At 37.5% G+C, this 11,993-nt stretch carries 9 protein-coding genes, 1 tRNA gene and 1 pseudogene; 1 reads left to right on the top strand and 10 read right to left on the bottom strand.

Features of this window, described 5'->3' with window-relative positions:
• Positions 1 to 47: 47 nt before the first annotated feature.
• The 7 genes and pseudogenes from F4V57_RS12680 to F4V57_RS12650 all read right to left on the bottom strand — a co-directional run bounded on the left by F4V57_RS12680 (position 48) and on the right by F4V57_RS12650 (position 8,152).
• On the bottom strand, positions 48 to 275 hold the full coding sequence (locus F4V57_RS12680; RefSeq protein WP_070070772.1) for an AlpA family phage regulatory protein: 228 nt from the start codon (positions 273 to 275) through the stop codon (positions 48 to 50).
• A gap of 87 nt (positions 276 to 362) precedes the next feature.
• On the bottom strand, positions 363 to 1,307 hold the full coding sequence (locus F4V57_RS12675; RefSeq protein WP_070070773.1) for a recombination directionality factor: 945 nt from the start codon (positions 1,305 to 1,307) through the stop codon (positions 363 to 365).
• Positions 1,308 to 1,595: 288 nt separating this feature from the next.
• A complete protein-coding gene (locus F4V57_RS12670; RefSeq protein WP_150330553.1) occupies positions 1,596 to 2,717 on the bottom strand; it encodes a YqaJ viral recombinase family nuclease in 1,122 nt (373 codons plus the stop codon).
• A 118-nt stretch (positions 2,718 to 2,835) separates the two neighbouring features.
• Positions 2,836 to 3,369, bottom strand: a pseudogene (locus F4V57_RS12665) (DUF932 domain-containing protein); the annotation flags it as partial.
• An 820-nt stretch (positions 3,370 to 4,189) separates the two neighbouring features.
• On the bottom strand, positions 4,190 to 6,826 hold the full coding sequence (locus tag F4V57_RS12660) for a hypothetical protein (RefSeq protein WP_070070017.1): 2,637 nt from the start codon (positions 6,824 to 6,826) through the stop codon (positions 4,190 to 4,192).
• A 399-nt stretch (positions 6,827 to 7,225) separates the two neighbouring features.
• Positions 7,226 to 7,651: a VOC family protein gene (locus tag F4V57_RS12655; RefSeq protein ID WP_070070018.1), complete on the bottom strand. Its 426-nt coding sequence runs from the start codon at positions 7,649 to 7,651 to the stop codon at positions 7,226 to 7,228.
• Between the two features lie 411 nt (positions 7,652 to 8,062).
• Positions 8,063 to 8,152: transfer RNA gene (locus F4V57_RS12650), tRNA-Ser, on the bottom strand.
• Positions 8,153 to 8,389: 237 nt separating this feature from the next.
• Here F4V57_RS12650 and gcvH point away from each other — a divergent pair.
• Positions 8,390 to 8,764: a glycine cleavage system protein GcvH gene (gcvH, locus tag F4V57_RS12645; RefSeq protein WP_070070019.1), complete on the top strand. Its 375-nt coding sequence runs from the start codon at positions 8,390 to 8,392 to the stop codon at positions 8,762 to 8,764.
• 53 nt (positions 8,765 to 8,817) lie between these two features.
• On the opposite strand, the gene F4V57_RS12640 is transcribed toward gcvH, so the two are convergent.
• The 3 genes from F4V57_RS12640 to F4V57_RS12630 are packed head-to-tail and all read right to left on the bottom strand — an operon-like array spanning position 8,818 to position 11,847.
• A complete protein-coding gene (locus F4V57_RS12640) occupies positions 8,818 to 9,666 on the bottom strand; it encodes a copper resistance protein B (RefSeq protein ID WP_070070020.1) in 849 nt (282 codons plus the stop codon).
• The gene (locus F4V57_RS12635; RefSeq protein WP_070070021.1) at positions 9,653 to 11,386 is read right to left on the bottom strand and encodes a copper resistance system multicopper oxidase; all 1,734 of its coding nucleotides are present in this window, start codon (positions 11,384 to 11,386) and stop codon (positions 9,653 to 9,655) included. The genes F4V57_RS12640 and F4V57_RS12635 overlap by 14 nt, the downstream gene beginning before the upstream one ends.
• A gap of 50 nt (positions 11,387 to 11,436) precedes the next feature.
• Entirely contained in the window at positions 11,437 to 11,847 is a 411-nt protein-coding gene (locus F4V57_RS12630) for a hypothetical protein (RefSeq protein ID WP_141729239.1), read from the bottom strand.
• Positions 11,848 to 11,993 lie beyond the last annotated feature (146 nt).

Genomic DNA, 11,993 nt, shown 5'->3' with positions numbered 1-11,993 from the left:
TATTCCATGCTCTGTACAAATCAAAAAATAAAGGGATTTTACTCCCTCTATTTGTCCTCCCGTTGTGCAATCTTCAACTCTAACCAGTCGTAGATTTCCTGTGACACCCAGCCAATACGTGTTTCCGTTAAATGTACTGGTTTTGGGAAACTCGCATCGTAATATTGCGATGTCGGTTTAATTAGTTCATAGATGGTGGAACGGCTCAAAGCGGTTACTTCAACCACAGCTTTGATGTTAAAGATACGATATTGATAGTCAGTGGATGCATTCATGTAATTTCTCCGAAATGTGATCGAGAGCGGTTTCTCTCGATACAAATCGGTGTTCTGTATTTTTTAACCTTGAGTTGTGATTCAGGCTTAGTTCACTGCCTTGACACTTTGCCGTAATCCCTGTGTTAACTGCATCACAGGATTATGTTCAGCATGCTCCTTGTTATGCTGTGTTTTCGTGTTTTGTCGCTGCTGCCCTTCTACATATGAATCATTTGCCTGTTCACTCATTTCAGGATAAAACTCCTCAGCAATCTGTAGTCCTTCATCCTCCTGTAATTCAAATACAGCATTGTTAAAGCCTGCTTTGGCAATAAAGTCCAAAGCCTCCTGATAAAATCCAGCATCCTTACTTTGTTGATCCACCTCTTTCGCCATGTGAATGGCGTCTTTAAGACACAAGCCATCCCGTAAGGTTAAATCCACGTAATACACAGGAGTACGATAACTTTGTGTGGTGGATTTCCCTCTTAAGGTCAGTTGTAATGGTAAACATGACAATAGTCCGCAAGATGCCGCATGGTAATAATTCAATCGTGCTGCCAGTGTGCGAATACTGTTATAACCTGTGGTTCTAAAAATAAATGTACCCAGTTCATCACTGTCATCCAGATTGACATGTAATCGGCCATAGGGTTTACATTGCCCTCCTTGTGCCAGTGGGCATAAATCAGGTGATGGACATGGCAATTGTTCTACGCCCTGTTGCGTGAGGCGTTGACAGCTTTCGCCATTACCGACACAGACAGGACGTCCTGTTTGACGGTCAAACAAGGTATATTCTGCTCTTAGATTGAGTTCAGGGTCATTAAAGATCATGCGGACGGGAATGGTTCTGAGTTTGCCATTTTGTGCTTTGGCTCTAAGCTGCTCATCCAGTGGATGCTTGACCCAGCCATCCTTATTTTGGATCTGACTGGTAATGGTAAACTGGTCATCCTTTTCAGGCAGTCGTTTACCGTTCTTTTCGACTATTTTACCGATACTGATACGCCCCAACACAGGTGGGGTAATGGCTAAACCTTTAATCATGATGATTGTCCTTGATTGTATTTATTTACGGATTCCCCAAATCTATTGAATGCACTACCCCTACACCCTATTTTTAAACAGCCTAAAAAAACGATTTCCAATCACAGGTCATGGGAGAAATTATTGTGCGATCATAAACAATGCAAAGCTGCGCCAACGCCCTTTCTTTATATTTGAAGGAAGGGCAAATGGGGTGGTTTTGCAGATTTTTTAAATTTGGGAAATAAATAAGTAAACGTTTGCTGTGATAAAAATCTGTTTAATATTTCATTGATGCAGATAGAAGATTTACGCTTTTGCAGGATAGACATTAAAACGTCGACTGCCGTGTCGGGTTTGTGGATACTGTTGCAGTAGTTCAGGCTGTTGTTTCAGTAACTGCTTATGATCCAATACGATACTGTCTTTGGATTTTTTCCATGTCACACTGCCTTTGCTAAAGACGGCTCGTTCAGCATCTTTCATCAAGGATTGAATACGATGCTTGAGATAATCATACTTGGTCTGATGCTGTGCCAGTTGCTGCTCTTCCAACAGTAAATCACTAAATAACTGGTCTACACCCTCTAACGTACTAAAATCAACGGTTTCTAGTGGGACATGTTCAGGATATAAAAGCTGTAAAGCTTTGGCCGCAGATTCACTGGCATCGACACTCGGTGGAATATCCCGTTCCACACAATCCCAGAAGATGCGTTCACTGGCAATTAAACGCTGGATCACAATGTCATTGCGTTCTACCTTAAAGATTCTGGCTTCATGTCCACAGAACAAGGCACAGATATGTGCTGCCTGTTTGCCTGTCACGGCCAATTGATGTTGTACCTGTATCAAGACATATAACGGCACACCTTCTTTCCAGTGTTTAATGCCCCATTCACCGATGGATTTACATTCCAAGACTTGTACATCATCACATCCCACTACGGCATAATCCAGATTAGCCAGCATAAAGGCTTTGTCGATATCGGCATGTTGTAATACTGCATTGACTTTTCGGACTTTATGACCTGTCTTGTGCTGATAGTATTTGGCAATCAAAGGTTCCAGTTGTTGTCCCCAATATAAAGGAGAATAACGATGCTCTGTCGGTTGCTGGGCTGGACTTGGCATGCGTCCTGTTTTTAGCATCCACAGTTCCAGCATTGACTGATGCGGATTGAGTCCACAGGCTGCGGCAGCATCACTACTGCCAATGCCTTGTTGACGTATCGTTAACCAGTCCTCTCTGGACATTGATTTTGTATTAATCAAGCGTTTGGCTCTGTTGGATAAAGATTGACGAGATGGATATTGCTGCTTGATGGAAGTTTGGTTAATAGATGATGGATTTAAAGCAGAAACAGAACTTGTAGGAATCACTGATGATAAATGGGTGCTGGATGCTAAAGTAGTAGATGTGCTATTCATGAAATACTCCAATTCTGTAAAAAATTAAAATGTCGGCATAAAAAAGCCACATCGGGGGTGATGTGGCAAAACAAGGAATCACCTGTCAATAACAATTTAAATTGATGTTAAATCGTACTTAGGCAATAAACTGAAGTGCCTGTTGTACACTGCGCTGTTTGAGATTGGCACCAGCCCCAAACCATGCTGAATCCAGTCGATGGTCACGACTCATGGCTCTGCGTTCATGGTCGATGTATTCCGTCATGGAACACAGTAAACCATAAGCGGTATTCTTCGCTGAACTCAGTTCTGCACCGCGTCCCTGACCATTAAACATCTGCATCACTTTGGACATGGCTTTGCCATTGGGTTCGGATTTAGGACTAGTATTACTGCCATCCAGTTTGGCTTTATCCGCCACATCCCGATAAAACTGAATGATATTTTCCTCCTGATCAAGGATGCTCATATTGCTATTGTTGAATACGGCATCGAAATAGGCTACGGCTTCCCCCTGCGAGACTTTGCGCTGGCTCAGTTGTTTCATCTGGTACATGTGTTCATCCCATGCCTGTACTGAAATACCCAGTTGCTGTTTCACCGCTTCGGCATCGAATTTGGTACTGTGTGGCACTTTAACCGTACCTGTATTGTTTGCCTGTCCCTGTAACCGAGGATTAGACTTTGTTCTATGAACCAACCTTGATGAACGATGAATCGACATCAAGTCAAAGTAACCTTGTAGCATCGGTGAATATTCAGTTTCAGGATCATAAATATCATGAGCAAGCTGTAGGTAATCTTCAAGTAAGAAATGAACTTCTTTCCAGTGATATTTTCCTGAACAAATATTCAGCATCAAATCTTCAATTTCAATCAGTGTTTCATTATGGTTCATGTCTGTATCTCCTATGGGTTAAAACCATAAGAGAGATGAATCTGTAATTTATTGCCTCAAGCTAGCGTGATACTGGTGATAGTTATTCTGTCCATTCAATCATGAGATTTTCTAGTTTGAATATTCTGAAAGATGAATTATCCATAGGTGTACACTCGTATGATTTATAGATTTTTTTACTAAGATGATTTTTTAACATGTACTGAGTAGATCTAGATTGATAAATCATTGATTTGTTATAGATATGGTTAATTAGATAGAGTTATTATTAATATTAATTAAATTTAAATCCTAGCAACCTACTAAGACCATTGCGATAATAAAGATTGTATGAGAGAGAGCATCAAAGCCTTATACTATAAGGCTTTTAAAGTATCCAATGAGATTATTATTATTTTACGAACACAACGACAATACAAACCAAAGTTACGGTCATTCAATGAATTAAAAATCCGACCAAGTCTTGGCTATTTCAAAAACGACCATCCAATGATATCTACATCAACCTAGTCTGTACTTATTTATTGTTCTACAGATAAGCCTCATGTTTTGAAGCTAAGGCCTTGCCTTCAATAACATCTAAAGTTGCAAACTATTCGTCATCGGGAACACTGACTACATGAGTAACAGACAGAGTATTTTTCTGGCGCGGTTGATACTCTGCTCGACCTTTTAAAAAAACATTGTTAGATAGTTTTTGATACAGTGATTCATTACTCAGCAAAAATGTATAAGCAGCATAGTGATCCGCAACATTCTTAATAAAAACTGGTTTTAATTCAGTGCTGCTATGATAAATAGTAAATCGTTCATGATTGAGTTCATGCAGTCTTGCCATTACAGGCCGTATCTGACTACGCAACCGACCGTGTTTTAAATATTGCAAATACTGCTGTAAAGAGTCTGGCTTGGTTGTACGAGATGTTGGGTTATTTTTCTTAGAAACATTTTTTTGCAAAATCTTTTCTTTCATTTGAATGTAGCCTTCCCAATACTGCGCAATTGGCAAGACACGCTCTTCCTGATGATCAATAATATCAAGTGACTCTTCTTCATGTCTAAAGATAAAGACCAGATCAACTTTGGGTTTATCCAAGCTAATATAACTACCGATATATCCAACTAAATGCCCTCCAACCCTCCTCGGCGAACGCTGAATATTTTTAAGGAAATCAGACAACAATAATGAGAAGGCTTTATACCGATCAACAGAATCTGATAGAACATCAGTAGAGCCATCATATACTGTAAAATCATACCAAAGCTGAAATCGACATAACCAGACATCTTTCTTTAAGCTTTGCCGTAAATAGCGTGTTCCCGACTCTTTATTCTTGAGCACATTTAATATGATCTGCTTCTCCTGCTTAATAATATCTGCTGTATTGGCGACAACATGTAGTTCTTTTAAATGCCTGCAAATACCAGAAAAAGTATCTTTTAAAGATAAATTTATCATTTGGGTAAGGCGATCTGATGGAGCAATACTATGATGATCTTTCCAAAATTGAATAAAAGCGGTAATGCGCCAACTTAACTGTTGATGGTACTGCTCTACAAAATCCATATCGAGAGCACCATTACCCCCCTCTTTTTGAGCAGCTACTAGGCATTCAATCCAATTAGCAACATCAAGATATTGTTTTTCAACTAGACTTAAATGGGTCATCGGTTTAGTTGATACTGCATTGAGATGCTCTATGGAGATATCAGTCAACAGACGATAGTACCTCAACATCTGCATCAACAATTCAATTTTATTTAGGGCATCTACCTGCTCTAATGACCAGCCATATTGTTCTTTTTGCTCAGCATACAACTTACGTAGATCCTGTAACTGTGTTTGTATGGATGATGGTAATTCTCTGTCATGCCAAATAGGCTTGTCTTTTAAGATAGCGATCACATCACTTTCTTTAAAGTACTGTGAAGCCTCAGGCAATACGGGTATTGATAAATTTCGCACTTCTTGATACAGAGTTTTATCTGTTTGAATTTCATGCTTTGACTGTTTTTGTTTTACTAAATTTTTATCTAATTTTTTAGCATAAAGTCTAGTCCCAGCCTTACTATCCACTAACTTATTTCTATAAAAATCATGGCTAAAATTTTCACTAATCATTAAGTCTTTATAGTAAAAGCAATTTAGTAGCCAGTATTTAAAATCATGTAGGGCTTTCTTAGATAAGTTCAATATGCCTACAGCCGACTTATCCTTAAATTTTCGTTTTATTGCATCATTTAAATTTCGAACATAAACTTCAATAGGTGCTGTGCCAATAGATATTTCAATCACCTGCTGAATAGTCTCAAACAATTGTGGTAATTGTAAATTTTGGGAATATTCCAAGACTATGATCATATCCATGACCATGACATTACTCATACGGTAGTCATAGTCGATAAAGTACATCAACACATCAGACGTATTCCGAATGTAGCCTTCTAAACTTCGAAATATAGGGGTTAAATGAATATTCATGAATGATCTTGACCAATCCTTATCACGATCTAAAAGATTGAAATCAACACTGAGGTAAAGTATATAAACTTTTTTAAGTTTCTTATTTTCTTCGATCTCTTGAAAGGCCTCCAAGGCTTCTTGATAATTGCTTAAAATCTCAGTGTATTGCCGATTAATTCTAGCTTTAGAGCTATTTAGCGTAGACGTATACGAATGCTTGTTTTTATTTACAGTCGTAATATTTTGTTCCAGACCCTGTTTTGTTAAGAAGACTTCATATTGTTCAATGCAGTCAAAAGCAGCATCAACTGGAAAAGTCTCTTGTGTCCATGCATCACCCGCCTTATTAAATGGCGCATCTTGATGAAATTGCAAATATTGCAAAAAACTAATGACCAATCCACTAAAACTATGGTTGCTGGCATACTCAAGCAAGACATTATTTAGACGTAATGATTCAAAGAACTCAAGTATGGACTGAATTGTAGATTGATCTTGATGTTTAATAGCATCTATATATTCATCCTTTGTGGGCTTGGCTTTGTTAAAAATACCCCGAATACTTCGTTGTAAGTTCTCCAACATCACAATAGTTTCAAAAAAAATACCATGAGCGTCTTCCTTGCCTAAATGTTCTCGCCATACTGAAAACTTTCGATCATACCTGACTTTTTTTAAGAACTTAAAAACCTCCTCATCACCAACATACGTTAAGAGATTGCTTGCATTTTGATTAAGCTTATCCTGCTGCTCTAATTCCTCCACAACCCACTCTCCTCACATATCACTTAAAGCTAGAAACCAATCATTTCACCACAGGAATAGTCGAGCTAAAACTGGGGCACCTTATCATTGAAATTGTAAATATACATAGATAGATGGAAATCTGTATAAAATTGAATATAATTTATCAAAGTACTACAGTATATACCTTAGATTGATTTAAAAACAAAATAAACAATACTAATATTCCGTATATTACAATTGATAAATTCAGTTATTTTATAATCTAAATCCGTATATTTATGCATATCTATTCCTTATATTTTTCTTAAAAATGAGAGACAAATATGCATAAAAAAATCCGCCTTGATTGGCGGATTAAGAAATTTAAATAACGATTCAAATATGATTAGAGGAAATTTGAACTTTAAACATACGCCTCTAAAAATCAATGACGACGGATGAAGCACTACGTTGTGCTTCTCCATGATATACAACTTCAATATTATTCCCATCTGGGTCAATAACAAAGGCAGCATAATAGCCTGAATGGTAAGATCGTTCAGCAGGCTCACCATTACTTTGACCACCATGCGCCAGTGCTGCAAGATAGAAAGCATTCACCGTCTTTCGATCTTTCGCCTGAAATGCTAAATGATGACGACCTGTAAGCATACCTTGTGCTGCTGGGCTATCTAATGAAGATACCACCAATTCATCTGCCCAAAAATAATCGTCCGTAGTGGTAATAATGGGAATATCTAATACAGTCAACACTGCTGTATAAAATTCCTGACTTGCTTTAAGATCACGAACCACCAGTTGAATGTGATCAATCAACCGTCCTCGATGTAATTGAGTACTCATATTATCTCCTTGCTAAGGCCGAATTAAGAGGATGCTTAAAACAACGGCTATGTAAGTTGAATTATGCAAACGATGAACAACTACCTATCTATTGATACACACCACATGGGAATATCCTAGATAGCTGAGTGCGTTATTGCTTTGATCAATTTAAAACTTAATCCGTAAACAGGGTGTCTTTAAAAAATCAGAAATGATCAACTTGATAGTATAAGATTTAAAACATTAGTACGATTTAGGAGTTTAAATTTCCCATAAAATAAAACTTGAAATAAACCACTACTGTCCAAATTCGTCCGAATACATCTTATTTATATTGATTCAATCAAAAGTTTTATGTGGGTTACAATGTGGGACAAAAGCGCAGATAAAAAATAAGCCCTTGTAAAAACAAGGGCTTATTTAGATATTTGGCGGAAGCGGTGAGATTCGAACTCACGGAGGACTCACACCCTCGTCGGTTTTCAAGACCGGTGCATTAAACCGCTCTGCCACGCTTCCATGAGCGCAAGAATACAAAGCTTTTTAGAATTACTCAAGCAATTTTTATCACATAGACTTTAAATGCATATTGAATGAACAATTTTATTGATGAGCAAGAAAATGTTCAAATTTTAATAACTTATTCAAATAAATCTATAAAAATGTAATTAAGCTGAATTAAAAAACTTTGTTTTTTATACGTGCCGTTGTATAAAAGCATATATTTAATCAATCAGATAAAGCCAAGGTATAGCCATGAACCATCCAAGTGACATTCGTTATGCATCTACCCATGAGTGGGTTCGCGTAGAAGGAGATCTTATTATTACTGGGATCAGTGATCATGCACAAGATGCTTTAGGTGATTTGGTTTATGTAGAAGCCCCCGAGGTAGGTCAAGAAGTAATAGCAACCGAACAAGCAGGGATTGTCGAGTCAGTAAAAACCGCATCTGATATACACGCCCCTATTTCTGGTATTGTGGTTGAAGTAAATACTTCACTTGAAGATGATCCTGAAACCATCAACGAAGATCCGTATGGAAAAGGTTGGATTTACAAAATTAAGCCTCATAATATTGCTGATGTAGAACATCTATTAAGTAATACTGAGTATGAAGCAGGTTTATAAATAACATAAAAATGGCTTCCGAAACTGGAAGCCATTTTGCATATCAAAGATAACTAAAATTTAAGGCTCAAACCTAAACCATAATACATGCCATCTTGTGCATGATCCTGATCAATCCATGTTTTATAACCTTTGTCATAACGATAAGAAATATCAACAAAAGGCATCACTGTTTTGTTAATTTCATAGCGTGTCTGAATACCACTTTGCAATTCACTTAATCCTGTTTTACGTGCAATTTTTTGCTTATCATTTAATATAAGCGTTACATTTAAATAAGGCTGACTAATCAATTTCTGTGTAAACAAAAAATCTCGTGATGTTTCCAGATTCAACTGACTCTGTTGATCACTGACAGCAAAACTTAGATCAGTTTCAAAAAAATAAGGCGCTAAGCCGTGCAAACCCATTACCAATAAGCCATCATCCTGTTTTAAATCAAGATTATTCTGATATTTAAATCCTATTTGTATGTCCCAGAATTCAGCAAGATAATGACTATATAATAAGGCTATATCATAATGTGATTGCACCGATTCGGTTTTATTTAAATGACCTTGAATAAACAGTTTGTTCTCATCTGTACCTATCCAGCTTTTTAATTCAGATTGTAATAAACCATGATCTGTCCCATTCCACAGCCATTGATTTTGTAATGTAGTGGCTTGATAAATTTCATTACCGTGTAAATGTTGATGTATTTGCTGTGAATCTGAACTGAAGGATCTGGTATTTTTCTGTTGCTTAGATTCTGCTTGTGACATATCCACGATCTGTTCATGCTGAGTATGCATGGAATGATCATGTTGCATCATATCTTGCGCACTCACTGGACTGGACAGAAATAATGTAATGACTGTAGAAAATAGCATTGTTTGTTCAATATTTTTAGTGATGTACATGATGTTCTCCCTGCGGTAATGCGATAACTGCTGGTTGTTGAGCAGGATCGACCTGTGCAACCACGAGTTTAGTCATCATGCCTGAGGTCATGTGATAAAGAAGATGGCAATGCAATGCCCATTCCCCTAATTCATCAGCAGTTAATAACACACTAACCGTTTTGTTTGGCGGTACAATCACCGTATGTTTATTTGGTAAATTTTCTATTTTTTGTCCATTTTCAAGCTGTACGAACATGCCATGTAAATGCATTGGGTGTGCCATCATGCTGTCATTAATAAATTTTAAACGTACACGTTCGCCATATTTGACTTGTAATGGCTGTGCCTGACTGTATTTTTTACCATTTATTGTCCATAAATAACGTTCCATCGATCCACCAAGACGGATTTCAATGGTTTGCTCTGGTATTCTTAAATCTTGCTGTGAATCTAAAGATTGTAGATCTGAATATTTTAAGGCAATCAAACCTTGTGGAGTTGAAGCATTACTCCAGCCTTGTACAGAATTTTTCTCAGTATGCATTTGCTCATGATTGCTCATCATCTGACGCATTTCATGCTGGCTCACTGATTCAGACATCGCCATTTTTTGTGTTGAAATCTCGGCATGCTGCATTGCTGTATGTTGCTGGTGTGAGATCTCTGACATCGGCATATCCTCCATACTTAATAGCGCACGTGGACGATGTATTGGTTCTGGTTGAGGTTTAAATTGTGTATTTTTTGCCAGTAAAGTCGCCAATGCAAATCCACTTCGGTCAATGGATTCTGCTTGAATTTGATACTGATTTTGCTTAGGTTCTACCAGCACATCATAAGTTTCCGCGGTTCCAATGCGAAATTCATCGATATTCACTGGTTTGACTGGTTGCCCATCAGCACTCACAACCGTCATTTTTAGATTGGGAATACGTACATCAAAAAATGACATGGCCGAAGCATTGATAAAACGCAAACGAATTTTATCACCAGAATTAAATGTACCTGTCCAGTTTTGCTTAGAGGTTTTCCCATTGGTTAAAAATGTGTAACCTGTGACATCAGATAAATCGGTTTTTAACATTCGCATCTGATTCCACATTTTACGATCTTGCCATGTTTTTTGAATGCCTTGGTGACGGAACTGTTGCCAAACATCTCCAAAAGTTTCTCGCTGGTTTTGATAATATTCTGCTGATTTTTTCAGATTATTCATGATTTTCTGCCCCGAACTCGGATGAAATTCGGATAACATCACCACATAATCCTGTTGTGTTTTTTCTTGGGCAGTTAAAGGTATATTACCTTTAGGATAAACAATAAATGCCCCATACAGTCCATCTTGTTCCTGTGCTTTATTATGTGCATGATACCAATAGGTACCATTTTGCCGAATTTTAAAACGATAGGTAAATTGTCCATGCGCAGGAATTCCCTTAAATCCACTGAGTCCAGGGACGCCATCCATGACCGCAGGTAGTAATAAGCCATGCCAATGTAAGGCGGTTTCTTCCTTACTTAAATGATTATGAACAACAATGACAGCCTCATCCCCTTCTTCAAATGTCAAAGTAGGTGCAGGAAATTGTCCATTTACTGTTAATTTTTTGCTGAATTTACCATTAATATTGACATTCCTCTCATCAATAATCAGATGATATTCCTTTGTCTGAGCAAAAATAAGCTGCGTCCAACACAATGCAAAAGCTGCCAATAAATATGGCATGATCGATTTCATGATGATTTTTCCTAAAATAAAGTCTAAAAAATTAAAGATTTTTTAAAGCTTTAAACTCTAGGTGGGCGCAGCAATGGAGAGGAAATGTATGTAGTACGATTAAACTGATACAACACGTTTAATGTGGTTTCAAAACTGGCTGATTGATTCGGTGCAGATAAAACAGACTGATTCAACAATACATAAGAACTACTGCTACAATGCCATGAACTACAATCCTGACAGTGATATTGCGTATGCTGCTGATCATTGATCGTCAACTCATCCATACAAATGTTGGTATGTTGGGAATGCTGATATTGAGAGTGTCGCTGCTGCTCATGGCAGTTTTGGATAGACTGTGCAATATGAAGCATATCATGATGATTAAGGGTTTCTATATGTTCAGATTGGGTGCTGATCAGATGAGTAGTCAAGTATTGATGAGTCATTGCTGAACTGACATGACTCGTTATCATCATAAAAAACATGATGATTAAACTTATCAATTGGCGACTGACAGATAATTTTAGCATCAAATCCAAGATCAACATTTAAAATAAAGCACGATAGGCGAATATCATAACGCATCAACGAAACTGCTGAATAGTGATTGACAGTAAATTTT

This window comes from Acinetobacter qingfengensis (genome assembly GCF_008693185.1).
GTDB classification, from domain to species: Bacteria; Pseudomonadota; Gammaproteobacteria; order Pseudomonadales; family Moraxellaceae; genus Acinetobacter; species Acinetobacter qingfengensis.
This window is presented reverse-complemented; position numbering and strand designations above follow the sequence as displayed.

Coding starts and splice junctions, on each gene's coding strand:
- F4V57_RS12655 (WP_070070018.1), bottom strand. CDS start 7,651: ATGAGTACTCAATTACATCGAGGACGGTTGATTGATCACATTCAACTG.
- F4V57_RS12670 (WP_150330553.1), bottom strand. CDS start 2,717: ATGAATAGCACATCTACTACTTTAGCATCCAGCACCCATTTATCATCA.
- F4V57_RS12635 (WP_070070021.1), bottom strand. CDS start 11,386: ATGAAATCGATCATGCCATATTTATTGGCAGCTTTTGCATTGTGTTGG.
- F4V57_RS12630 (WP_141729239.1), bottom strand. CDS start 11,847: ATGATGATAACGAGTCATGTCAGTTCAGCAATGACTCATCAATACTTG.
- F4V57_RS12675 (WP_070070773.1), bottom strand. CDS start 1,307: ATGATTAAAGGTTTAGCCATTACCCCACCTGTGTTGGGGCGTATCAGT.
- F4V57_RS12640 (WP_070070020.1), bottom strand. CDS start 9,666: ATGTACATCACTAAAAATATTGAACAAACAATGCTATTTTCTACAGTC.
- F4V57_RS12680 (WP_070070772.1), bottom strand. CDS start 275: ATGAATGCATCCACTGACTATCAATATCGTATCTTTAACATCAAAGCT.
- gcvH (WP_070070019.1), top strand. CDS start 8,390: ATGAACCATCCAAGTGACATTCGTTATGCATCTACCCATGAGTGGGTT.